Genomic DNA, 25,719 nt, shown 5'->3' with positions numbered 1-25,719 from the left:
TTTTTATTTCTTTCCCGGCCGAGCAGGCCGGGGTCCTCTCCGAATTAGGGTCCGACCACGATGCTTCGTATCTTGACGCGCACGGCGCTGGCCATCGCGCTGTTCGTTCCAGGCTCGACTGCGACCCAGGGGGCCGACCGCCCCAGTCGCGCCTCCGCCACGCCGGCCGACCGGCTCAAGCCGCTCAAGGGCTTCAAAGTCGACCTCCTCTATTCGGTGCCCAAAGAGGAGCAAGGGTCGTGGGTCAACATGACGACCGACCCGAAGGGCCGGCTCATCGTCTCGGACCAGTACGGCAAGCTCTACCGGGTCACGCTCCCGCCGATCACCGGCAAGGCCGAAGACCTCAAGGTGGAACCGATCGCCGTCGAGATCGGCGAGGCACAAGGGCTGCTCTGGGCGTTCGACAGCCTCTACGTCGTCGTGAACACCGGCGGTAAGTTCAAGAGCGGACTCTACCGGGTCACCGACACCAACAATGACGACCAGCTCGACAAGGTCGAACTGCTCCGCCAGATCGATGGCGGCGGGGAACACGGCCCGCACGCGGTCCTGCTCAGCCCCGACGGCAAGTCGCTCACGATCGTCTGCGGCAACGCCACCAAGCTGATCAATGTCGACGAGTCCCGCGTGCCCCGGATCTGGGGTGAAGACCACCTGCTCCCCCGGATGCCCGACGGCAACGGCTTCATGCGCGACACACTCGCCCCCGGCGGCTGCATCTACCGCACCGACCCCGACGGGAAAAAGTGGGAGCTGATCGCCAACGGCTTCCGCAACGAGTTCGACGCCGCCTACAACCGCGACGGCGAGCTCTTCGCTTACGACGCCGACATGGAATGGGACATGAACACGCCCTGGTATCGGCCCACCCGGGTCAACCATGTCGTCAGCGGCGCGGAGTTCGGCTGGCGGAACGGGGCCGGCAAGTGGCCGGCGTACTACCCGGATAGCCTCGGGGCCGTGGTCAACATCGGCCCTGGCTCGCCCACGGGCGTCGTCTTCGGCTACGGTGCGAAATTCCCGGCGAAGTACCAGAACGCCTACTTCATCTGCGACTGGAGCTACGGCAAGCTCTACGCCGTTCACCTCAAGCCCGACGGGGCCTCGTTCACGGGCGAGCTCGAGGAATTCATCTCCGGCACCCCGCTCGCCTTGACCGACCTCGTCATCAACCCCAACGACGGCGCCATGTACTTCGCCGTCGGCGGCCGGAAGACCCAATCGGGCCTCTACCGCGTCACCTACACGGGCGATGAGCCGACCACCCCTGCGGTCCCCACCGCCGATGCCGGCACGGCCGCCCGCGCCCTCCGGCACCAGCTCGAAGCCTTCCACGGCCACCGCGACCCGAAGGCCGTCGACGCCGCCTGGCCCCACCTGGGCAGCCCCGACCGCTTCATCCGCTGGGCCGCCCGCGTCGCGATCGAACACCAAGACCCCGACACCTGGCGCGACCGCGCCCTGGCCGAGAAGGATCCGCAGGCCTCCCTCTCCGCCCTCCTGGCTCTTACCCGGGTCAGCGCCAACGACCCATTCCATCGCAAGCCGACCGATCCCAAGCCCGACCCCGCACTCCAAGGGCGGATCCTCGAATCGCTCGACCGACTGACCTGGTCCACACTCTCCGACGCTCAAAAGCTCGACCTCCTGCGCGTCTATGAAGTCGTCCTCAACCGTCTCGGCCGCCCCGACGCCGCGACCGTCTCCCGCCTGGCCGCCTTCTTCGACACGATCTACCCGGGTAGCGGCCCCGCCATCAACGGAGAACTGGCTTCCATCGTCATCTACCTCGAAGCCCCCTACGCCGCCGCCAAGACGGTCGCCTTGCTCCAGGAGGCCCCCACCCAGGAGGAGCAGCTCGAGTACGGCCGCTCCCTCCGTGCGCTCAAGACAAGCTGGACGCCCGAGCTGCGCAAGGCCTATTTCGAGTGGATCCGCAAGGCGTACAACTACCGAGGGGGCAACAGCTTCCGCGGGTTCATCAAGATCATCCGGAACGACGCGATCGCCACGCTCAGCGACGGCGACAAGACCGCGCTGGGAGCCCTCCTCGACGAGCCTCCCGTCCAGACGGCCGTCGTCGCGGCCGCCCCGCCCCGGCCGTTCGTGAAGGCCTGGACGCTCGACGAGCTGGTTCCGATCGTGGATAAGGGCTTGAAAGGCCGCAACTTCGATCGGGGCCGCCTCCTCTTCGGCGCCGCCCAGTGCGCCTCGTGCCACCGCTACAACAACGAAGGGGGTTCCTTCGGTCCCGACCTCACCGGCGCCTCCGGCCGGTTCAGCGCCCGCGACCTCCTCGAGTCGATCGTACTGCCGAGCAAGACGATCAGCGACCAGTACGAGGCCGTGACCATCGCCACGGTCGACGGCGAAGTCGTCACCGGCCGCATCGTCAACCTCAACGGTGACAACCTGACGATCAACGTCAACATGCTCGACCCCAACGGGCTGGTAAACGTCAACCGCACGAAGGTCGAAGAGATGAAGCCGTCCCCCGTGTCGATGATGCCCGAAGGGCTCTTCAACACGCTCAGCCAGGACGAAATCCTCGACCTGACCGCCTACCTCCTCTCCCGGGGCGATCGCAAGAGCGAGATGTTCCGCCCCGAGGGCCGAGCAGCACAGGCCGGATCGGTCGAGGCTGAGAGCCAGGCGGCGAAGTGAGCCGTTGACGCGAAAGAGTCAACCACGGGAATTCGGAATCTCACCGAAGCATTCCAAATCCGAAAAAGATGCCAGCAGACCTGGTCTGCTGGCATCTTTTTTATGAGCATCCGCGCGTTTCCCGGTGATCTTCGCTCCAGGAACTTCGAGCGTGAGGCTCGAGAGCCTTCCGCACAGCATCCACGACTTTCGACGGGCCGGCAAAAAGTCCGAATTTAGAGAGTGCACCTACTGGATTTCTCGGGGTTTTCGAACACTTTGCGGTGCGAAAATCGACTTTTTGCCGGCCCGTCGACTTTCGACAATACCTCATCACGAGTTGCCATGTTTTAAGTGTCGCAGGTTACCCACTGTGGCGCAATCGCCCGGCCCGCACGCCGGTCAGCCCGGCCATTCGTCGGTGCCGGCTGAATTGCTATCGAAGAGATTTTTCTCTATACTGAGGGGACGAAACGACTCTGGCTTGGCTCCGTTGGGAAAATGAAAAGGCAGAAATTCGAATGGGTAGGATCTTCGAAAAACGCAAAGAGTCGATCTTCAAAACCGCCGCTCAGAAATCAAAGCTCTATTCCAAGTATGGAAAACAATTGTACATGGCCGCCAAGAATGGTGTGGCCGACCCGGAAGCCAATCCGACTCTGCGCAACCTCGTCGAAAGAGCCAAGCGCGATAACGTCGCGAACCATGTGATTGAAAAGGCGATCCAGAAAGCGGCTGGCACGGGGGGCGAGGATTTCCAAGCCGCGCGTTATGAGGGGTTTGGTCCCGGCGGCTCCTTACTCATTCTCGAATGCTTGACCGACAACAGTACACGTACCATCTCCGATATCCGCAGTTGTTTCTACAAAACCGGGTCCAAATTGGCTGCCAATGGATCCGTCGTGATGTCCTTTGATCACTTGGCGGTACTTTCCTTCAATGGTGACGACGAGGAGAAAGTGATTGAGGCGATGTTCGCCGCGGACGTTGCCGTCGAAGAGGTCGAATGCGAGGATGGCACCGTGACGATCTTCGCCCCTCCCGTCGAGTTCTACAAAGCGAAAACGGCTTTGCTCGAGGCGTTCCCCGGCCTCGAGCTGGAAATCCAGGAAATCAGATTTCTTCCGCAGGCAAGCAAGATTCTCAGCGGGGAAGATTTGGCCTTGTTTGAAAGATTGCTAGGCATGCTCAACGACTGCGATGACGTGCAGGAAATCTACCACAATATCGCCCTTCCCAGCTAACCCATGTCCAGGTCGGTCACACTGAAGCGGAGGCCACCTGCCTCCCGGCCGGCGGCAAAAGCGGGACGGGCAACGTGGCCACCGCAAGGCTCATAGGTGGCGGTCATGCTGCACCGTCTCTCTTGCCGGCCATCCCATCAGACATCAATGCTGCATAATTTCGCATATCCAACCCTGCAAATGACTACATGGCGAATGGTCATCCCGGAGTTTTTCAATCCTCGAGTTGCATTCCGGCTCCACGGATCCTGCCCGTCTTGTCGAGATCGAACGTCAACTTAACGGTCATGTTTTCGAGGACGGCCTGATACTGCACATGGAGGCCTTGATTCTGCTCCTTCCGTTCGAGGAGCTGGAAGGTCTGTAAGGCTCCGAACGAGGCCAACCTCGCTTGATCGGCCTTGATGGCCGGAATGAGCTTCGTCTTCGCCTGGTCCGTGAAAAGGAAAAGCGCCTCGTCGAACTCGCCTTTGAGCGCCCCCTCGAACATCCCTCGGAGGCGTTCAGTGGTCTGCGCATCGTTGTCGGCAATGGGCTCGACAGGCTTCACCGCGAGCGCCGGCAGGTAGAGGCGGGCGACTCCGCGCGCCAAACCGTCAGCCCGGCCGCCGTCGGCATTGGTCAACACAATCACGGTCAGCTTGTCGTCAATGAAACGCGCGATCTCGGTGGAGAACCCGGGGATGGCACCGCCGTGCGAGAGGAGTCGGTGGTCGTTCACCTTCGACACCTCCCAGCCGAAACCATAGCCGGCCTCTTTTCCATCGTTCAGCCGGGTCGCAGCCCACATGCGTTCAAGTGTCGACTCATCGAGGATCGTGCGGCCCGCAAGCGCGGCCTCCCACTTGATGAGGTCGCTGAGGGTCGATACGAGCATGCCAGCCGCGAAGGGTTGGGTTGGGCTCACGCACTCGGCGTTCCTCAAGGTTTTTCCGTCCCACTGATATCCTTGTGCGCGGCTCGTGAGAATGACCCGGAGATCGTTCGCGCGGGTATGCGTCATACCAAGGGGCTTGAAAACACGTTCGGCCATGAACTCGCCGTAAGGCTTGCCAGTCGTCTTCTCAATGAGCATTCCCAGGAGCACGTAGCCCGTATTGCTATAAAGCCACTTCTCTCCCGGCATGAAATCCATCGGTGCCGTCGCGACGAGATCGAGAATCTCGCGCGGCGTGAAATCCTTCCCCGGCGTCTTGTTGAATCCCTGGACCGAGGTGTAATTTTTGATGCCCGAAGTGTGATTCAACAGATGCCGGACAGTCACCGCCTCCCATGCTCTCGGGAGGTCGGACAGGCGATCCGAGATCTTGTCGTCAAGCGCGAATTCTCCGTCCTTCACGAGAAGCATGATCGCAGACGCGGTGAAAGTCTTGGTGACCGACGCAAGCTGATAGACGGTCTCCTCCGTCGCTGGAACGCGATGCTCGACGTTCGCATGCCCGTAGGACTTGGTCAGGATGGCCGTTCCCTCTCGACAAACGGCAACCGATACGCCCGGAAGATGGTGCCGTTTCATGAATTGCGAGACATAGTCGTCGACGCCAGCGGAGAGAGAATCACTCTTGCTCGTCTCGCTCGCCCGAGTCTCATGAAAAGCTTGGGCGAACCACACGCCAATGACGGCGCAGACGGACATTGCCGTGATCTGGAATCTCATCGGGGAGCCTGTTCTCTTCTCAAGTTGGGTGTCGGGATGCCAACCAAGGCCGATCTCAAGCGTATTCGGAACCCGGTCTGGATTATTCGGGCTTGCCGAGAGCGTGCCATAAACCTCGGCGAGAAGCGAGGCAGCCTTATAGAGCATCAGGACGCTGAACGCGACGTAATGCCATCCGGCCAGTGCACCAGCGAGCCGCCCAACCGATAATCCCGTGATCCACGCTGCATCGAACGCCTCCTCACCTGTGCAGCCTTGGTCCGCATAGGCCCGTTCGACCAACTCCTGCACGGCTTCAGCCAAGGCAACGTGAACCTTCGATCCGTTGCGGCGTTTCTCTTCCTCATAACCCGCGTGCCCGCCACTCTCGGTGGTCGGTTGAATCATGCGACCCGAGGATCACGGTTGTGGATTCGGGTTCTCTACCGGCGTCTCAGACGCTCCTCGGGCATCCCGACGCTCGGACGACAAGTTCTATAAGCAGAACAAGTGAGGGCGCACTCGAAATCTTGTCAAGCGAATTCGGCGTGATCGATGACTAGCGGCCGGGCGATATCTTCTGGCCCGGTCAGAGCGAAAAATACCCCCGCCGACCATGTGCTAAAGTCCATTCAATAAGGAACCGTTCCAGTTCGCCGCGTCCGCGCTGGAGCGGGATCCGACCAGTGACCCGACGATTCCTCAAGACACCCCTTGCCCGATACCGGAGCCCACCCCCCATGTTCGCGAGCCATCGATCAACCGAGCCCACTCTCGCCCGGGGATCCCGAGCCCGAGCGAAGCGGAGCCGATCGATTACCCCCCTGCCCGAACACCTCGAAGGACGCCAACTCCTCACCGGGAGCCGATTGCCCACCCCGGCTTCCCAGGCGGCGGCCATCGTCGATCAGACGTATCGGACCCTGGTCGGCCAGGCTCCCACCCCCGCGCAGACGGGGACCCTGGTCCGCGTCCAGGCGAAGGCCGGCAATTATGGGGTGACCGCCGCAATCGTCGGCTCACGGCCTTTCTTCGAACAAATGGCCGGGGGTGACCCTCATCGATATGTCTCGCTCGCCGCAGCCACGCTCGACGTCTATCCCAATCAGGTCACGGTCGATCGGCTCGCCGCCCAGGTCGAGGCCCGGGACGCCAGCGCCCACATCCTCCGAGCGGTCGTCACCCGGCTCACCCCGCCGGGCTCGTTCTCGCCGCCCCCCCAGGGGCCGACGAACCCGCTCTATCGCTCGCTACTCCAGGACGTCCTGATCAACGCCGACTACTGGGAGTCGACGCCGAAAATCCTTGGCGCAGGTCTCGGCTTCACGCATATCATTGGCGTTCCCGGCCTAAACGGCTCGCAACCCGAGGTGACGTCCCGGAAAGCGGGCGGGCCGTGGGAGACCCTTTCCAGCCCCTCGGCCTCCACCGCCGCGTTGCGGGCGTACACCTCGGCGATCTCTCCGAACGGGGTCGCCTCCGGCTACGGCTACCCCGTCCTGCTAAAGGACGGCTTTCCGGTTGAGTTTAGCTGGCCCATCCAGCCCAGCACCCTCTCTGCCGACGACTTCCGGATCACCCTCAACACCGGCCAGGTCGTTCAGCCCGACGTTGCCTCGATCCTGCCGAACGAAGAGTACAACGAGCGCAGCACCGTCGTCCTCTTCGGCGACTTCGGCAATCGGATCACCCCCGGTGATCCCGGCTCGATCTACCCCGTCCGGTTCGACGTCGTCCCTTCCGCCAAGCCCCTCCAACTCGTCGGGCCCGGCGGAGAGATCCGGTCCGCCGTCGGCCTGAGCTTCGGCGACGGCGCGACCCCGATGAGCGCCTACGTCCCCAATAGTGGCCCGAAGCTCGTCGCTGCCAAGCTCAGCGTGCTCTCGACGGCCGGAGAATCCGCCCCGGCCACCTTCTCGGGCCAGCTCCCGAACGACGGCGTCACTCTCTACGGCGACCAGGCCCAGTACCGCCTCCGCGTGATGACCACCGGCGGCTTCTCCCCCGACGGAGTGCGCTCCGTCTACCCGACCGACTTCTCCCGATTCTTCCGCCTTCAGGCGACCGACTCCCACGGCCAGGTCCGTTATCTGACTGAGACCGGCGTGGACTATCAGCTCCCCTCCGGCACCGTCCGCATCCTCGGCCTGGCCGACCTCGGCCCTTCGCAATCGTCCTACGACGACTCCTACGTCGAGGACCACGACAACCAGATCGACATCATCCTCTCCGGCGATCGCGCCGCCATCTCCACCATCACCGCCGTCGAGATCCCCGCCTCCGGCAGTTACTCCCCGTTCTTCAACCCCGGCGGGCCCGGCAACGCCCCAACGCCGGGGATCCCCTACAGCCAACCGGGCCCTTCCCTGGTCCAGCCCGTCACCCTCGCGCTCGACGACCCGATGACCGTGACCTTCGTTTCCCCGACCGCCCCCCGACGCCTGGCCCAGCTCTCGAGGAACCAGAACGGCTCGTGATCCAAGCGCGCCGCCGTTTCACCTGGGACTGATCTGAATGGGCCTCTGACGTATTGGCTGATCGCTGCGCAAAGGAATTGACTCCCAGGCTCCACAGCCCCCTATTTTCCAGGCATTGGAGTCCCCGTCGAGTTAACTTCTTTGCGCAGCCCCCAGATTCGCGCACCAACTGCCAAGCACTTAAAAAAAGGAGAATTCAACCACGAATAACACAAATGACACGAATAAAAACAATGAAATTCAATTATTGATTTTCAATTTTTTCTTCATTCGTGCTATTTGTGTCATTCGTGGTTAAAAATTTCGTAAGCGATTGGCAGTTGGTGTGCGTATCTGAATTCGACAGAGGTCGCTCAAAGCCGCCAGGACACCCGAACTACCAGTTCAAGCCGTAAACTTCCTTTTCAGACAACGTTCCTTACCCAGATTCGCGCACCAGCTGCCGAGCGATAGGAAAATTTTGGGGAACTGTCCAAAACAGCATTCACCCAACTATATTTGCATCTTAGCTGTTAGTGGGAGTTTTTCGACAAAGCCTCGCAATGCTTCTCACCAATTGAGTATCTTGCCCGGAGCTTAGCCTGAGTGCTGTGAACCATCTCAGAGATTAAGATCATCAATGAGCCAACAACAATTTGACGAACACACCTGGTGCTCCACCACCGAATCGAATCCAATGTTGGACGATCTTGCCGCCGCAACAAAGGGGCAACTTGAACCCAGAAAACTCCGTCTGTTCTATTGTGCAGTATGCCGCGACATTTGGCATTTATTGAAGGACGAACGATTCCATCAGGCTGTGGATATCGCGGAGCGATATGCCGACGGGCTGGCAACCCCTGCAGAGTTGGCACGCGCAGCCAAGGCAGCGAGCGCGGCGGCCAAGCCACTCCTCAAGGTTCCGGACATGTACGCGGCCCACGCGGTCTGCGATGCCACCGTTGACGACCGAACGATGTCCACCTGCACTTGGCCGTGGAGCATGACCCCAAGCCAACACGCGGCAAGCACAAAGAAGGCGGCGGCCAAAGCCAACGAGGCTTACTTTGCGGCGACGAATCCACGCAAGGCGGCATTCCTCCGATGCATCTACGGCAATCCCTATCGCCCCGCGAATATCGGACAGTCCTGCCAAACACCACCAATCATCGCCTTGGCTCAACAGGCTTATGACTCACGCGCGTTGCCCGGCTTCGAACTGAACCCAGAGATAATGAATCAGTTGGTCGATGCCCTCGAAAAAGCAGGGGCGAATCCCGAATCCATCCTGCACGTGCGTGGCCCCGGACCGCATGCCCGCGGATGCTGGGTCGTTGATGAGTTGTTAGGACGACCCGTCAACCTGGCCCCGCAAGCAAAAATCACTCAACCAGACGTTGAGGCCAAACCCATCATCGAGAGTGGGAACGAGTTCAGCCCCTGCCAGATCATCGAGGAGGAGAGCGGGGACTACCAACTGCTCTTCTGCGAATTCGAATCCACGTCCAAAACGTTCGAGCAACTCGGATACGACGGTGGCGGTTACGGATGGCACGGAGTCGTGGATGCTTTGGTTCGTTGGAAGCTCCCGAAGTTGAAGAAAAAGATCGACTTCGATCCAGAAGCCAGTCTGTTCGTCGCTTTCAGTCCGGACAAGGAAGTGTTACGGCAGGTCGCCACCCTCATCCGCATTGCCTGTCAGGATGAAGCGTTCTTACGCGAGGCGATCGGAAGGGCTCATCGGGAACTCATGGATTGAGGCAATCCGGTCTTCAATCGCCGTCTTGTCGCCCCGACTTGAAGAAACGCCGGCTCGTCGCAACGATTTGTGGCGAGCCGTGTTGCACAACAATCAGTAGGCACCGGCCTCGAGCCCTAATCAACGGGCCCGAGGATTCTTGAGGTAATAGAACCGCCCGTCCTCAGCGCCGACGAGCAGGTCGGACACCTTGTCGCGGTTCCAATCGACGACGGTCGGGCTCGTGTCATGACCGGCCAAAATGCGGCCGTCGATTTCGCCGAGATCGGCGAATTTCGTCTGCCCGTCGGTCGTCCCGGTGTTGCGTAAGACATTGACGTTGCGGGTGTTGACCAGCAAATCGAGTTGGCCGTCGCCGTCCCAATCGGCCACGCAGAACTTCCGCCGACCGCTCTTGCCGGCCTTGCCTGCATTGAGACGGAGCAGACCGCCGGTCTTGTTCATCGGTTGATGATTGGCGTCGAACTCCGAGGCCGACTCGACATGAAACAGACGTCTCGGGGGAAGCAGTTTCAAGGCACCGCCCCGCTCGATCCGTTCGAACAGGGCGAGATATCCCTCGTGGTCGAGCATCACCAGGTCGGGCAGCCCGTCCTGGGTCCAGTCGACCACTACGGGGGTCGTCCGCCACTGGGTGGCGAGCGACTTCCCCTTGGGCTCCCACCAGGTCCATTCCGGCTTCACCGGAGCGCCCGGCCATTCGACCTCGATCGGCCGGGCCGCTTCGAGGACCGGCTTGGAGCGGCTGCCGGCGTTGCGATACCAGACGACCTTCCCCCAGATCGAGTTGACGACGAGATCAGGCTGGCCATCGCGGTCCCAGTCGGCCACGCTCAGGGTCGTGTACCCCCACTTGGCCTCGCACGGACCTTGAATCGAACCGTTCGGACCCGCCATGATCCGGATCGGACTTCCGGCAGCCTCCAGAAGACGCGGGGCCGCCCAGCGCGGGGGATTGCCGCCGTCAAGGTTCTCGATCAGGCCGATCACACCCGACGAATTGCCACAGACGAGGTCTTCATCGCCATCGCCGTCCCAATCCACACTGCAAGGGGTGACCAGAGCGCCGAACTTGACATCGGCAGCCTCCTGCCGAAAGTAGGCCGGAGCCTGGAACCGAGGCAATCCATCAATGACTTTCCCCGTATGCTCGATGAGGGCGACCCGGCCGTCCTCATCGCCGACGACCAGGTCGACGTCGCCGTCTTTGTCCCAGTCGATCGCGACCGGCACGATCATCTCGAGGTTCATCAGAACGGGCTTGCCCTGCTCGTCGACCAGGCGACGGCCTCGGGCATAAACGGGCGCTTGCCTCGTTCCGGTATTCTCGAAGTAGGTGAGGCCGTCGACGAACTCGCCGCAAATGAGGTCGAGGTCGCCGTCGCCATCGAAGTCGGCTAGGTTGGGGGATGGCATCCCGAACGTGTCGATTGGCCGGCCCCCAGCCTCAACCTTCACGGGCTTGGCGTAGTTGGGCTTGGCGTTGGTCCCCTGGTTCCGGAGCCAGTAGACCACCCCGTGAAGCGGCCCGCGCATCCAGCGCCCGCGTGCATCGTAAGAGTCGTCCCAGCCGTAGTCGCTCCAGTCTTCCACGCCCACGATCAGGTCGAACTTCTCGTCTCCATCGAAATCCACATACTTCCACTGGTTCGCCCGGAGCTTCGCCTTGGGGTCGTGAACATTCTCTTCCGAATAGACGCGTTGGGTGGCCGCGGACTGGACTCCCCGGAAGTTGACAAGCTCGTGCGCGGGCATCAAGAGCCGGACCTCGCCATCGACGTATGAAGGCTGGATGTTCTTACGGGCCGGGCCAAGACGCACCGGGGGCTTGAACACAGGGGTCTTCGAATTGCCCCCTGGATTCTCAAAGAAATAGAGCCCATTGAACGGAACGTCAGGGCAGGAGACGAGCAGGTCGAGGTCGCCGTCCTGATCATAGTCCATCGGCAACGGCCAGGCCCAGAGACCGACGCCGAGGTCGACCACCAGGCCCGGGTTGTTGTACTGGATCGGCTCCAGGCCAGCGGCGGACACGGCTCCCGCCGTACCGAGGAGCGCCAGAAACGCGAGCGAGCATCGACGAAGTCGTTCAATCATTGGAGGTCCATCTCGGGATAAGTCCTGTTCTCCGGCCACACGACAACTCGCCCCGATTGAGGAGCACCAACGCCCCCGGCAGGTCCTCAATACGAGCCGGCCGGGCAACGTTTTGGAGCTGACGCTGACGTCTCAATCTTTGGCGTCGACGATCGCGCCGGTTAGATCGCCCAGCCCTTGCGGTACTCGCGCTGGAGGTACGTGTCGGCATTGGGGCAGTTGGTCGCCTTCAGTTTGGCGGCGTCCCACTCGATCTTCTGTCCGAGGCGATAGGCGACGTTGCCCAGCAGGACCGACTCCGTCAGCGCCCCCGCATAATCGAAGTTACAGGTGGTCGGGCTGCCCGTCTTGCAAGCGACGATCCACTCGGCATGGTGCCCAATCGATGCCGGGATGCTCGGTTCCGGGGCCTTGAAGTCGCGGAAATCCGCCTCGGGAAAGAGAATGCGCCGATCGTAGTCGGCCATGAGCATCCCCTTCTCGCCCACGAACAAGACGCCTGTATCCCAGGCGGGGAGCTTCGACTCGGCGAGTTGGGAGGGCCGCTTCTCACCGTCGGACCAGGTCAGCTTGATCGGGGGCGCGTCGCCTCGGGCGGGGAACTCGTAATTGACGACCATCCAGTGGGGCGTCGTCTCGGGGTGGACCGGCGGCCCTTCCGACTCCACCGACGTGGGATGGCGCAGATCGAGTGCCCAGAAGGGCAAGTCCATGAGGTGGCAGGCCATATCGCCGAGCGTCCCGCTGCCGAAATCCCACCACCGCCGCCAGTTCGCGGGCTGATAGGTCGGGTGGTACGGGCGTGCGGGAGCGGCGCCCAGCCAGAGGTCCCAGTGCAGGGTCGACGGCACCGGGGGAGTCTCCTTCGGCCGTTCCCCTCCCGACCAGGTCTTGCCACACCAAACATGGCACGCGCTGATTGGGCCGATGGCCCCCGAGCGCACGAGTTCGACGACGCGACGGTAGTTGTCGGTCGCGTGGATCTGCGTCCCCATCTGCGTGGCGACCTTGGTCTCGGCGGCCACCTTGGTGGCGAGCCGGGCCTCGGAGACGAAATGGCTGAGCGGCTTCTCGCAATAAACGTGCTTGCCCAGCCGCATCGCCATCACGGCGGCCGGGATGTGGGTGTGGTCGGCCGTGCTGATGACGACCGCGTCGAGGTCGCGCTGCTCTTCGAGCATCTTGCGAAAATCGACGTACGTCTTCGCGGCCGAGAACTGGTCGCTCGCACGCCCCAGCAGGAGATCGTCAATGTCGCAAACAGCGACGATATTCTCCCCCTTCACCCCGTCAATATTCCCCAAGGCACGCCCCGACGTGCCGATAATCCCAATGTTAAGCTTCTCGTTGGCCGACTTGGGGGCCGCCCAGGCCGGCAAACCACTCGCGGCCAGAGCCGCGGAAGTTGCCGCCATCCGCCGGAAAAGATCACGACGATTCAAGTGATTGGCCATGCGTATCATCTCCGTGTCGGTAAAAGACCCCCCGAATGCTAGCGGGAGAAATGCCCGGCTGCAATCATGGACCGAGGAAGTGTTAAACAAACCAAGCAACCAGGGTTTAGCCCCACGTACGGCCCCCAGCCACCCGGACGGAGACAGCTCGAAGGTCAACCGCTTGAGAGGATCGGGTGAAGTGCAGTTCGAAGACTAAGCACAAAAGCATCATCAATATTTCACTTTTCTCACAATAAGGTTCTATCCGTCCCACCTGACGGATTGCACAGGCCAAAGAAGCCGGTAGACTCGAACGTCTGTCGGCGAATCTCGTGACGAGAAACCAGGGCACGGCCAAGGGAGCCCGTGCCTTTCTTCAGGAACACATTATGAACCGTCGCCTCTTCGTTTTGCTTCTCGTCCTGATCGCCCCCTTGGCCATCATGGCGGCCCCGGCCGCAACGCGGGGAGACGAACTCCCTTACACCCACCAGGAAGATGTCATTTACGGGCGCAAGTTCGGCACTGCGCTGACGATGGACATCTTCAAACCGAAGCGTGAGACCAACGGCGCGGCGATCGTCCTGGCCGTCAGCGGCGGCTTTTTCTCGTCGCACGAGGCGATCAACCCGGCCCTGGTCCTTCCGCTGACCAACCGGGGCTACACGGTCTTCACGGTCGTCCACGGCAGCCAGCCGCGCTATACGGTCCCCGAGATCGTCGAGGACATGAACCGGGCCGTCCGCTTCATCCGCCATCATGCCGCCGACTACGGTATCGACACCAACCGGATCGGCGTGACAGGTGCGTCAGCCGGTGGGCACCTGTCCCTGATGCTCGGAACGGCGGGAAGCCAAGGCGATCCCAACGCTAAGGACCCGGTCGATCGCGAGTCGAGCCGAGTTCAGGCGGTCGCCTGCTTCTTCCCCCCCACCGACCTCTTGAACTGGGGCAAGACCGGCAAGGAAATGATCCGCGCCACCGATCATGACCCGAGATACCGCCCGGCCTTCGACCACCGCGAACGCGATGAAAAGACCGCCCTCTGGGTTCCCATCACCGACCCTGAGAAACTCCGTCAGATTGCACACAAGATCTCCCCGATCGACCACGTCACGCCCGATGATCCGCCGACCTTGATGATCCATGGCGACGCCGACCCGGTCGTCCCGGTCCAACAAGCGCAGACGATGGCCGAAGCGCTCAAGAAAGCAGGCGTCGAGACGAAGCTCATCATCAAGGAAGGGGCCGGCCACGGCTGGCTCAGCATCCTCAATGACGTGAACCAGTTCGTCGACTGGTTCGACGCTCACCTCAAAAAGGCTGACGCTTCAGGCGATGTAAAGTCGCCCTGAACAAGACAAGATCAACGCAGAATTCTCTTGCAGCCCCGAAGGGGCGACCGTTCCTAGTCAGGGGTGAACCCCCTGGAAGCAATGGATTGGCATTTTTATGATTTGCAGCCCTGAAAGGGCGACCGTCAAGGTTTGCGCTACGCCTTTGACGGTCGCCCCTCCAGGGCTGCAAAAGAATTCTGAGTTGATCTTGTCTTGTTCCCAGGGGTTTCACCCTTATCCTTACCAAGAACATTCGTACAGAATCCAGAGTTTCCCCCTGCTTTTTTCGGGCAATCTGGCATAGTCAATGCTTCTCTTGACCCACCCGTCGGTCTGACGGCCCGGGGCAAGGTACCCTGGCTTGCTCGGATGCTCATCATGAGTCCCACACTGACCGACCCTGAGGCTTGGGCCCAAGCCAATTTCGCCGGTGCCGATCTGGGCGACAAACGCCGAGAAACGCGGCTGATCCGACTCGCCACGCAAATCGCCGTGGATTCCTCGGCCAGTCTTCCGAAAGCGACGGGCAATTGGGACGACCTCAGGGCCGCTTATCGCCTGCTCGACTCCTCGGCCGTCAACTTCCGGGCGATTGCCGAGCCGCATTGGCGTTCGATCCGGGAAACCAGCCCCGAGATGGCCCTGATCCTTGACGACACCACCGAGATTGATTTCGGATGCACCCGACAGATTCAAGGCGTGGGACCCGTTGGTACGGGCACGGGTCAGGGCTTCATGATCCACTCCGGATTGATGGTCTCCCACAAGGACGAGGTCGTCTACGGCCTCGCAGGCCAAATTCTCTTTCATCGCAAACCGGTTCCCAAGGGGGAGAGTCGGACGCAACGCCGCAAACGCGATCGCGAGTCGGAGGTCTGGGGAAAACTCATCGAACTGATCGGTTCCCCGCCCCAAAACACACGCTGGGTTCACGTCATGGACCGTGGATCCGACGATTTCGAGGTCTATTGCCGCGCCCAGCGTCAGGGCGTCGATTGGGTCGGACGGGTCAAGAGCCTGCACCGACGCGTCCAGGGTGCCGATGGTCTCGAACGCCCGTTGCAGGAGGAACTCGAATCGGTACCGCAAGCGGGTTGCTTCACGCTCAAGCTGCGGTCTCGTCCCGGATTGCCGGCGCGAACCGCCAAGCTCACCGTCACGTTCGTGCGGGCGACGATGCTCGTACCGCGGCAGCCCGCGGACTCGCTGAAGGGTCTCGATCCGCAACCGATCGCGCAATACGTGGTGTGTGTGCGTGAGGTCGATCCGCCCGCCTCGGTCAAAGAACCGATCGAATGGGTGCTGTACACTTCTCTGGAAGTGGCCTGCCTTGAGGATGCGTTGCGGATCATTTCCTATTATGAAAAGAGATGGCTGATCGAAGAATGGCACAAAGCGTTGAAATCGGGTTGCAGTGCAGCCGATCATCAACTCAAGGCGAGCCATCGGCTGGAGGCGCTGACGGGTCTGCTGTCAGTGGTGGCGGTACGGCTCTTGCAGTTGAAAGGGATCGCCCGATCGGAACCGGAACGGCCGGCGATCGAAGCCGCCCCGCCAAAATATGTGGCCGTGCTCCGCGCGTTTCGGCGAACGACTGAGGCGTTGCCATGGGGAACGTATCAGTTTTTTCGGGAGTTGGCGAAACTCGGGGGATTCCTGGGACGGAAGGGGGACGGTGAGCCGGGATGGCAAACGATCTGGAGGGGATGGATGAAGCTCCAAGCGATGGTTCAGGGGGCTGAGCTGGACCTTCGCTTGGAGTAGCATTACTGCGCAAACGTTCTTGGTAAGGACAAGGGTTTCACCCCTGGCTATTAACGGTCGCCCCTTCAGGGCTACAAATCATAAAAACGTGCATTATTTTTCTGATTCTCGATAGGTCGACGATTCCGTACTGTTGGCCTCCGCTCTCTTGTGGAGTTGAGCGCGGAACTGCTCGAGCCAGGCTTCGTCGGGGAGGCCGTAGGGACGAAATTTCTCGAGCCGGTTCTGCTCTTCGCTGGAGAAGAGGGCGCGATGGGGACCGAGTCGGCTGGCGTGGGGGGCGTCGAGGAGGTGGCCGGAATCGTTCGGGCTCATCTGAAAGAGGACGCGGAGTTCGAACTCGCGAAGCATCTGGTGATCGAAATATCGGTTCAGGTTATTCAGGTTGTCGCACCAGGTGAGGAGGTGAACGCCAAGGCTCGGCCCCTCGCGAACGATGGTGGCGAAGTGGTCGGAGGGACTCGCCTCCTCATCGCGCCGGGAAAAACCGTAGTCGTTCTCGCGCTTGCGGAGGTCGCGGAACCGGGGTAGGTCGTGGACCAAGAGGAAGAGTTCGGGGCCGTCAGGGGCGTCAGGCTGCTGGCGGCGTTCGACCTCCTTGGCCACCTCGGCGACGATCCGAGCGGCATCGCGCCAGCCGCCGGCCTGAACGGGCTGAGGAAGCAGGCCGGCTACCCGGGTGAGCAGACCGGCCTCAAGATGGTCCTCGGGGGTGCCGTCGAGAACGAAGAAGCGGGCCCCCGAACGGGTCGTGTCCGAGTCGGGGGGCGGATACTGGGCGGCCAGGCTCACGAGCGAGGCGGACATGATGCCGAGAGCCGACTCATCGTTCTGGCCGACAATCAAGAGGTGGCTTCCCCCTTGGCGGCGGAACAGGGCCGAGGTCGGATCCTTGATCGCGACCGGGTCGCCCAGCCAGGCGTGGGCCGAGCGCGGCGAAGGGGGCCAGATCGCCGGCTCGAGCCGCGCCTTGAGAAGCGGATTCCGCGCCAGGTCGGCCTGGGCATCCCCTTCGAAAACCAAGGGGGTCCGCGCGAGGACGGGTTTGCGCTCGCGAGCCAGTTCGCGAATCTGCTTCAAATACGCCTCACGGCGCTCGTCCGAGAGCCAGACCACCTGGAAGAAGTGGTTCCCTTCCACCAAGCCGTTCGCGTCGTTATAGACCGCCTCGCCGGGACGAGAAAGCAGGTGAGCGGCCGGATTCTGTTCGCTCAGGATCAAGGCGGCATCCGAATCACTGCATTGCAAGGCAATGCGCACCGCCATCTGACCGAGCGTGGTCCGCGCCAGGGCATAAGCACCGCCGAGCGACTGCGAGCCAAGGTGAACGTGCACACCGAACGCCCGCCCCTGACGCACCAGGCGATCGAGCAAGAGTGCAGCCTCTTGCGCGAGTTTGTCCTCCTCGACGAAGAACTCCTGGAACTCATCCACGATCAAGAGGATTCGCGGCAGTGGAGGCGTCCCCGGCGCATTGCGATACCCGTTCAGGTCCTGGACGCCCGCGTCACGGAACCGGTCGGCCCGCTCGCGCATGGCGGCGTCGAGTCGTTGCAAGACGCTGATCCCGAATTCGCGCTCGCTCTCGATCGCCACGACACTCGCGTGCGGCAACTCTTGAGTGGCGTAGACTTTGAACTCGACCCCTTTCTTGAAGTCGATCAGGTAGAGGTCGATCTCGTCAGGGCTGTAGTTCAGCGCCAGGTTCGTGATCAGGGCATGCAAAAGCGTCGACTTCCCCGAGCCGGTTCGGCCGGCCAGCAGGACGTGCTGCGAGGTCCCCTGCCCTAGAGTCAGGTGTTGCCGCTTGGTGGCGCCTGCTTTGCCGAGCGGGATATCGATCCCGGCGCGGCTGTCCTTGGTCCACCAGAGTTCAGCCGGTGGACTGATGAACTCGAACGGGACCTCGACGCGCCGCGCGTCCCTGGCCGCCGCACCCGTCTTGACGATCAGGCGGGTGGCAAACTCAGCAGGCGCGGGGGGATCGAGGACCAGGGGATATCGGGAAAATCCAGGGTCGTCCCAGACCAGCCGCCCCTCCTCCCAGGAGAGGACGACAGCGCTGCGGCGAAGGTCTTCAAGCGAGAAACCGGTCGGTAGCGGCCGGTCCCGGTCCACAACGACCAGAGTCAGGACACCGCAAGGGACGCCGGCAGCCGCGATGCTGGCCAGGCGGGCCGCGGTCTTCTCGTCGAAGCCGGCCGGAAAGTCGGCGACGACCAGGACGCGGTAGGGCTCGGCCACTTCCTCCGCGACGGCGTTGTATTCCTCGATCGTTGCATATTCGTTGCGCAAGTACTTCTGGGTGACTTTCTCCATGTGCGCGGAGAGGTCGGCCAGCCGCTCCTCGATCTGCCTGGGTTCGGTCCAGACCTGGCTGGTCACCAGGGCCTCGTCGAAGTCGGCCAGGTGCATGAACGCACCAAAGCTTCGGCCGATCCCGATCGGATCGATGATCGTAAACCGGACCTGCCCGGGCGGAAGGCTCGTCAAGAGCCTCAACATGGCCCCTTGGAGCACGTCGGTCGCCTTCCCCTTGCCCTCTCCGGGCGTTTCCACCAGGAGGTTCATACGGCTCGGGAACGGGAGAAGTGCAGGGATCGTGAGCGCAGGAGGAAGAAGGTCCATCAACCGGGGGTCGGCGGAAACCCCGTCCGGGATCCCGTCGAGCTCGACTCGAACCTCACCCAACCGAAGCACCGGGGAGACGACGCGCGGAAGAGGACGGTCGTTCCATGCCGGGTCGTCCCAACGCGGTCCGAACCCGTCGACCTCGCGGCGAACGTCCTCGAGGGTCGAGAGCACTTGCTCGATCCCACCGCGCCAGCGTTTCGCCAGTTCGTTCCACGCGGTTTCGTGCTGAGCCTGGATCTTTGCCTTGAGGTCGACGAATTTCTCGTCGAGCTTTTGCGTACTCGCATCGTACGAAGCACGGACCTCGGCTTGCCGGCGCTCGTACGAAGCGATCGCCTCGCGCATCTCGGTTTGCTGAGTCGTCTGGATCTCGACCATCCGCTGCGCGAAGACCTCGTTGATCCGCCGCAGCCGATCGTCACGCATCATTTCGGCTTCGGAAATCATCTTCACTTCGTTGAGCTTCACCTGCTTCAGGTCGTTCTCCCGGCGACCGCTGTTTTGACTGCGGTCGGTCTTGAGCCGCTCGGTGGCCAGCGTTCGGAAGTGGGTCGCCATCGCCTCCGTATCGACCAAGGACTGGAAAACCGGGTAATAGAGCCGGCTCACCTGTTGCCAGGCAACCGCATAGATCCGGCTGCGGAGCAAATACCCGAGCACCGCCGAACCGACAACAGCCACCCCAAACCCGATGGCTGGATCCGAAAGCTTCACGGCGGGAACGATCAGGATCAGGAACAAGACCAAACCGATCCAAAAATACCGATTTCCCTTGAGCATCCTCGGCAGATAGAGGGCTTCGAGCAACGCCAGGTCGGGCTCAGCCTTGGCCAGGCCGTCGAAAAGCGGGCCGGTCGGATCTTCAAACTCGAAGCGTTGCCGGGACGACGTCGTGGGCGGATCGGCCAGACCGAACTTGCGATAGTTTGCGAACACGACCGCGAGCCGCTCCCGCATCGACTCGACAAGCTTCATCGCCTGGTCGATCGGGCGATTCGACTCGGCGGACCTGGCCAGCGCATCGCGTTCCCCTTTCTCGTAAGCGGCGGCCGCCTCGGCCTTACCGCGCTGAGCGACCTGCTTGGCCCGTTCGCGAGCCCCCTCGTAGTCCGCGGCAATCCGTCGGCTCGACTTGGCGAACTCGGTCTTGGCCTCGCTCTCCCCCGCAATCGCGACGCCAACGATCTTCCGGCGGCGCTCCTCGTCGGCCTTGCGATCCTCCACGGTGCGCGTCGTGTACCGGTCGGCCTGGTCCTGTTTCGACGCGCGATAACCCTGATCGGCGGCGGCGGCCGTCGTCGTGTTACGCGACGTCACCGCGACTTCCGCCGCGGCTCGCTCGGCGATGAGTCGGAGCAGCTCTTGCAGAGACCAGCGCTCTCGCTCGATGAGCGCCGGCTCGGAACGAGGGCCAGGGGTCAGAGTCTGGGGCGGATCCGTAACGGGATCGAAGAGGCGGGGCGTCGAACTCACAGCATCTCGCTCCGGTCGGAACAATCGCGGCGAACCTGATCGAGGATCTCGGCAAGCTTCTGCATGCCGACCAGCGCAGCGTCAACGGCCGGGTCGAGCGGCAGAAGGTGCCGCTCCTCGAACTTGCGGCGGACCGAGTCGTTCCAGGTCGACTCGGTGGCCAGCCAGTGCTCCTGAAGCGTCTTGATCGCGTGTTTCAGCCGATGAGAACCGGCCATAACATTTGCGTTGGCCATTGCGACACTTGCCTCGATCGGAAATGTTTGAGGACAGCTAGCCCCACCTTTGCGTCTGCGTTCGCAACCCACCGATTCGGTTCGATCCAATCAAGTCAGCGGCTTACCCTCGTCGGGTTCCTCTTCCTGGGCGGTCGGCTCGGTCTCCGGTTCCTCGTCCAGAATCGTATTCGCGATCGATTCGAGCGGTGAGGCCTCGCCTCGGCCGGACGGAGGAGCCACGCGCAGGTAGGCCTCGAGCGCATCGACCATTCGTTCGAGCTTGAGCATGGCCCGGAGAACGTCGCCGCTCGCAAGGTCCTTGATCCGGCGGGTGCTCCCGTGGTACTCGAAGAGAGCCTGCTGCAAGGTGGGATCCCACTTCTTCACCATCGCCAACCGCATTTCGGCCTCGTGCAGGCTGGCCTCGGCACGTCGGAGGATCTCCTTTTGCTCGGTACACGACGGCGAAGAGTCGGGCCGCTTGGCCAGTTGCCGCCGAAAAAGTTCGGCCTTGGCTGAGGCCACTTGCTCCCTGCGCCGCTTGATCTGATCCTGCCAGTACATCCGCCGGTCATGCTGCAACCACTGGACCGTCCTGCGCACCTCCATCTCGACGGCGCCCAAGGCGCTCATCGCATCCTCCGAGAACAAGGCGAGAGCAACCCGCAGGTCCTTCAACGCCTCAATCGAGTGGACGGCGGCCTGGTTGCTCATGGACGTTGGCTTTCGTCTGGATCAGTGACGGGATTTCGCCGGATCATCCGAACGGCTGAAGTCTCCGCGCTTCGAGACAGGCTCTTGCAGGATGGGCGTGGCCCCCCTTGATAAGAGGATCAGACGGCCGAAACCTACCTGTGAGTCACCCGAAGAAGATGGGGAAGCCTCATGTTCACCAACACATCAATCGCAACAAAAACAAACAACAGGACATCAGCAATTTTAACAGCGAGCGGTTGGCCGGATCATCCTGGCCCCGCTCTCCATGCTCGCATGGACGAGCCTAACACGCCCTTCTGATCCTGTAAAGCGAAGCGATTCGTCCTTCAGAATTCCCTTTCTTTTCGAGGTGAAACGACGAGCGATTCCGTCAGCGCCAGGTCGAGGCCAGCTCATCGACCTCCAGCAATTGGATTCGCGTCTTCTCTCCCTCGGTCGAGGCGGAAAGCGTCTGCACTCCCTTGGCTGGGATCACCCCCAGGGAAATCGCGACCCGGCCTTCGTTGCCAAAGACCTCGATCGAGCCGCGATCGACCAGGATCTGAAGCTGAACCAGGCCCTTGTTCGGCGCCAGGGGGGCGGAGTGCTTACCGCATGAGAGTGTGTTCTTGCTGGCGTCGTAGACGACCGGCACCCCGCGCACCAGCAGCGTCAGCTTGCTCGTGGGGCCAACCTCGGCCTCCGCCTTGATCTCAAGCAGTTCACCCGTCAATGCAGCGAACAGGTCGCGTCCGAGTTCCGCCGATCCAAGGTCACGCCAGGCATGATGCTTGGAATGGAGCGAGGCGAGTTCGGCCACCGGGCGGGCGAACATCCGAATCCCCTCGTCGGTCGTCCGCAATGTGAGCTCCGAGGGAATGGCCATCTGCTGGTTGAATGGCATGGCGGGGAAGGAAACGTCTCGTCCCCACCCAACCTGAACCCGCCGCCGGTCGGGGGTATCGCTGAAGGTCTGGGCCGCATAAAAATCGCCGTACCAGGTCCGCAGCTTGGCCGAATCCGGCGTGAAACGATGGCCGTCGAACCGGCCGAGCATGTAGGCCCCGTCAGCGCCGTAGAGGACCCAGCGCGACTGATCGTCGGCTCCGGTCACGGGCAGCTCGAAGAGGTCGGGGCATTCGTAAAAGCCGTCGATGCGCGACTCGAAGGTCCACTCCTTGAGGTCGGCCGAGGTGTGGAAGGCGATTGCCTGCTTGCCGTCAGCCTCGTCGTAGACCGCCATCACCCAGCGCTTCGTCGGCTCGTGAAACAACAAGCGAGGATCCCGGCCCTGATGCGTAACAACCGGGTTCTGAGCAAACTCGGTCCAGGTTCGCCCCCGGTCGTTGCTATAGATGATGCACTCCCCCCGCCCAGTGCTCGTATAGGCCGCAACCAGCGGCGGCGCGGTCTCGGAGCCAAACCCAGAGCTGTTCTTCCGGTCAACCACCCCACTCCCCGAGAAACACCAATCGCCATATTTTTGGGGCGAGAGCGCGATCGGCAACTCCTTCCAATGGAGTAGGTCGGGGCTGACCGCATGGCCCCAGTGCATGTTGCCCCAATCCCATCCATAAGGATTGTGCTGATAGAACAGGTGATACTCCCCCTCATGCCAGAGCAGGCCGTTGGGGTCGTTCAACCACCCCCGCCGCGAAGTGAAATGGAACTGCGGGCGATCAGCCTCGCGATAGAGCGATTTGGCATCCGGAAGTTCGTCCGCCTGGACGATCTTCTCGAGGCTTTTGGCGTCGTGAGGGAGCAGCGTTTCGAACGTCAGTGTCTTGCCACGGAGCGTCTGGACATCGTCGAAGACCAGGAAGTCGACGCGTTTCTCGGCCAGCCGGATGTCAAACTCGCGGACGGTCTGATCGCCGGCGACGATCTTGAGCTTGCGCACCGGCGCATCGCGCTGCACGGGCAGGTGGAGGTAGCGTGCGTTGACGACCAGCTCCCGACAAACCGGGGCAATCCCTTGCTTGCGGTGGCTCTGAACAATCTGATCGACGTTGATGTGACCCCAGCCCCCTTGATGCTGGTCGACAATCCGCAGGACGGCCGGCTTACCGACGAATTCGGCCACATCCCACGACGCCCAGTCGAGCCGCTCGCTCCCCCCCGGCGCATCGTTCGGGCCGGTCGCGGAACGGACCTCCGAACCATCGACAACCAGTTCCAGCGAAGTCTTGCCAGGGTACTTGCCGCCGCCGATCAGAAAATTCAGAAATGGGCGTTTGATAATAAACGAGGGCGAAGTGAGCGTGCCGGTACTCGAGTCACCACCGTGAAAGGAGTTGACCAGCCTGCTCCCCTGAAACCCGCTGACATCCATCTGGCCAGGGAGCGTCCCTCGCGCGGGTCCGGGGCCAAACGCCGTTCCGGTGGTCGTCCAAGAGCCGTAGGTTTCGCCCTCAAAGTCGGCGATCACAAGATCGTCACGATCCTGGGCGATCGCCACCGAACCAGCGAAGGCAAGGACCAGGCCAATCCAAGCCGATCGGCACGAAAGGAGGAATTGGTCAGACCGGGTTGCGGGTTGAAGACCCTGTCGGCTCATTGATCGACCTCGCACGAAGGCCTCCGACTTTTCTGATCCTGAACCCCTTTGGATCAGCAAGAGTGGGAAGCGAAAAGGATCTGGGCGTTGGTGTCTTGGTCTCGAGTGTCCGTCGAGGTTAACCAGCAGGCCGGGTCCAAGCAATCGCCACGTCGCTTGCAAGCCGATTCCTTGGTGGGCCGTACCCATTCCACGACAGACCAAACTCAAGCCATTACATAACGATACAAATCCTATTTTCACGGACTGCCTGATTCCTGATGCCCGGCCGCCGACTTCAACACTTTGTCGGCCACCGCTCGCTCGGGCGGCTGCCAGGGGACGGTCCCCGCGCGCTGAAGATGTCGCTTCAGTACGCCGCCGAGGGCGTTGAACGTCGCAAGTTCCTTGGCTGACCGATCATGCTCTTCCCGCGGGTCTTGCCCGAGGTGGAAGAGTTGAAACGGCTCGAATGGGCTGTTCTGGACCAGTTTCCAGTCCCCCCGGCGCACGGCGTAGTAATCTTGACCATGGTACTTCGGCCCTCCCTCGCGGCGCACGAAGATGAGGTCGCGTTCAATGGGCGGCTCCGCCTTGTTATGATGGCCCTGGAAGGTCGAGAGCAACGAGATCCCGTCAACCGGATGCTCAAACCGGGCGCCGGCCGCCTCGCAAAGGGTCGGGAACAGGTCCATCGAAACCGCAACGCGATCGCTCCGCGTGCCGGGTTCGATCCGGCCTGGCCAGACGGCGCACAAAGGCACGCGGATCCCACCTTCGTACATATCTTGCTTGCCTCCCCGATACGGACCGCAGTGAGCGCCCGCGTCAAGCTGCCCGCCATTGTCGCTCGTGAACACGATCAGGGTCCGCTCGGCCTGCCCGTTTGCTCGCAAGGCGGCAAGCACCTGACCGATCCCGTGATCGAGATGCTCGATCAAGGCCACGAGCCTGGCCCGCTTCGGGTCAAGGTTCGGCGCTCGCCGACGCACCTTCTCGAGCCATTCCTGAGGCGGCTGTACCGGGGTATGAGGAACGTTATAGGCCAGTTCGAGGAAAAAGGGACGATCCTGCCCCTTGGATTCATTCAAGAAATCAATCGCCCACTGCGAAAAGAGGTCGGTGGCATGCCCCTTCGGATCGATCTCCCGATCGTCGCGACGCATGTAGTTGATCCCGTGGCGACGATGGTTGTGGTAATCATCCATCATGTCCCCCAGGAACCCGTGAAACAGGTCGAACCCACGCCGGCTGGGTAGGCTCGCCCCAGAGAGGCCGAGATGCCACTTGCCGACGAGCGCCGTGTGATAGCCGGCCCCCTTGAGGACCTGCGGCAACAAAACCGCTTGCGGAGAAAGCACCCCCCAACTGTCGTCGGGGTGCGTCCGGATGACACCCGGCACGCCCACGAGGTCGGGATAGCAGCCGGTCAAAAGCGCCGCTCGCGTTGGCGAACAAACCGGGGAATTCGCGTAGAACCGATCGAACCGAACGCCGGACGCCACCAGGGCATCAATGTTCGGAGTTTTCAGGTCGGCGGCCCCATAGCTCGAGAGGTCGCCATAGCCCAGGTCGTCCGCCAGAATCAGCAGGACGTTGGGCCGGCCGGCATCGGGTGAGGCTCCGAATGCCTCGGGGACGCCCGCCAGGACGACGACCGCGAAGAAGATCCATTGCGCGAATCTTTGCATGAGGCTCTCCCAATGCAGACTCTGGTCTCTGTTCCGGGGCCGAAATCAAGCTCGATCACCCCGCGTGGCCCTATCCCTGCCCCCCCTGGGACCGCG

The 25,719-nt window shown here is 62.0% G+C and carries 14 protein-coding genes; 6 read left to right on the top strand and 8 right to left on the bottom strand.

Annotated features, from left to right (window positions below):
- The first annotated feature begins 60 nt into the window (after positions 1 to 60).
- Both SINAC_RS22700 and SINAC_RS22695 read left to right on the top strand, forming a co-directional pair.
- Positions 61 to 2,667 (top strand): c-type cytochrome, encoded by a 2,607-nt coding sequence (locus SINAC_RS22700; protein ID WP_015247927.1) that lies wholly within the window; start codon positions 61 to 63, stop codon positions 2,665 to 2,667.
- A 500-nt stretch (positions 2,668 to 3,167) separates the two neighbouring features.
- Positions 3,168 to 3,890 (top strand): YebC/PmpR family DNA-binding transcriptional regulator, encoded by a 723-nt coding sequence (locus tag SINAC_RS22695; RefSeq protein ID WP_015247926.1) that lies wholly within the window; start codon positions 3,168 to 3,170, stop codon positions 3,888 to 3,890.
- 214 nt (positions 3,891 to 4,104) lie between these two features.
- Here SINAC_RS22695 and SINAC_RS22690 read toward each other — a convergent pair whose 3' ends face one another.
- Positions 4,105 to 5,934, bottom strand: a complete 1,830-nt coding sequence (locus SINAC_RS22690; RefSeq protein ID WP_015247924.1) for a serine hydrolase domain-containing protein — start codon at positions 5,932 to 5,934, stop codon at positions 4,105 to 4,107.
- 332 nt (positions 5,935 to 6,266) lie between these two features.
- Between SINAC_RS22690 and SINAC_RS22685 the strand changes: the two genes are divergently transcribed.
- A complete protein-coding gene (locus SINAC_RS22685) occupies positions 6,267 to 8,003 on the top strand; it encodes a hypothetical protein (RefSeq protein ID WP_015247923.1) in 1,737 nt (578 codons plus the stop codon).
- Between the two features lie 619 nt (positions 8,004 to 8,622).
- Positions 8,623 to 9,741, top strand: a complete 1,119-nt coding sequence (locus SINAC_RS22680) for an immunity 51 family protein (RefSeq protein ID WP_015247922.1) — start codon at positions 8,623 to 8,625, stop codon at positions 9,739 to 9,741.
- 120 nt (positions 9,742 to 9,861) lie between these two features.
- Here the strand turns inward: SINAC_RS22680 and SINAC_RS22675 are convergent, their stop codons facing one another.
- Both SINAC_RS22675 and SINAC_RS22670 read right to left on the bottom strand, forming a co-directional pair.
- On the bottom strand, positions 9,862 to 11,838 hold the full coding sequence (locus SINAC_RS22675) for an FG-GAP repeat domain-containing protein (RefSeq protein ID WP_015247921.1): 1,977 nt from the start codon (positions 11,836 to 11,838) through the stop codon (positions 9,862 to 9,864).
- A 161-nt stretch (positions 11,839 to 11,999) separates the two neighbouring features.
- On the bottom strand, positions 12,000 to 13,292 hold the full coding sequence (locus tag SINAC_RS22670) for a Gfo/Idh/MocA family protein (protein WP_015247920.1): 1,293 nt from the start codon (positions 13,290 to 13,292) through the stop codon (positions 12,000 to 12,002).
- 371 nt (positions 13,293 to 13,663) lie between these two features.
- On the opposite strand from SINAC_RS22670, the gene SINAC_RS22665 reads away from it, so the two are divergent.
- The gene (locus tag SINAC_RS22665; protein ID WP_015247919.1) at positions 13,664 to 14,629 is read left to right on the top strand and encodes an alpha/beta hydrolase; all 966 of its coding nucleotides are present in this window, start codon (positions 13,664 to 13,666) and stop codon (positions 14,627 to 14,629) included.
- A 360-nt stretch (positions 14,630 to 14,989) separates the two neighbouring features.
- Positions 14,990 to 16,375, top strand: a complete 1,386-nt coding sequence (locus tag SINAC_RS22660) for an IS4 family transposase (protein ID WP_015244181.1) — start codon at positions 14,990 to 14,992, stop codon at positions 16,373 to 16,375.
- Between the two features lie 93 nt (positions 16,376 to 16,468).
- Here the strand turns inward: SINAC_RS22660 and SINAC_RS22655 are convergent, their stop codons facing one another.
- The 5 genes from SINAC_RS22655 to SINAC_RS22635 all read right to left on the bottom strand — a co-directional run bounded on the left by SINAC_RS22655 (position 16,469) and on the right by SINAC_RS22635 (position 25,623).
- The gene (locus tag SINAC_RS22655) at positions 16,469 to 20,482 is read right to left on the bottom strand and encodes an FtsK/SpoIIIE domain-containing protein (RefSeq protein WP_015247918.1); all 4,014 of its coding nucleotides are present in this window, start codon (positions 20,480 to 20,482) and stop codon (positions 16,469 to 16,471) included.
- A complete protein-coding gene (locus SINAC_RS22650; RefSeq protein ID WP_015247917.1) occupies positions 20,479 to 20,718 on the bottom strand; it encodes a hypothetical protein in 240 nt (79 codons plus the stop codon). Before SINAC_RS22650 ends, SINAC_RS22655 begins: the two co-directional genes overlap by 4 nt.
- Positions 20,719 to 20,808: 90 nt before the next feature.
- Positions 20,809 to 21,414 carry a hypothetical protein gene (locus tag SINAC_RS22645; RefSeq protein WP_015247916.1) on the bottom strand — a complete coding sequence of 202 codons (606 nt, stop codon included), beginning with the start codon at positions 21,412 to 21,414 and terminating at the stop codon, positions 20,809 to 20,811.
- Between the two features lie 373 nt (positions 21,415 to 21,787).
- Positions 21,788 to 23,953 (bottom strand): GH32 C-terminal domain-containing protein, encoded by a 2,166-nt coding sequence (locus tag SINAC_RS22640; protein ID WP_015247915.1) that lies wholly within the window; start codon positions 23,951 to 23,953, stop codon positions 21,788 to 21,790.
- Between the two features lie 239 nt (positions 23,954 to 24,192).
- Complete coding sequence (locus SINAC_RS22635) at positions 24,193 to 25,623, bottom strand: sulfatase family protein (protein ID WP_015247914.1); 1,431 nt, start codon at positions 25,621 to 25,623, stop codon at positions 24,193 to 24,195.
- Positions 25,624 to 25,719 lie beyond the last annotated feature (96 nt).

This window comes from Singulisphaera acidiphila DSM 18658 (assembly GCF_000242455.2).
GTDB classification, from domain to species: Bacteria; Planctomycetota; Planctomycetia; order Isosphaerales; family Isosphaeraceae; genus Singulisphaera; species Singulisphaera acidiphila.
The sequence above is the reverse complement of the archived record's forward strand: the minus strand, read 5'-3'. Positions and strand labels throughout refer to the sequence as shown.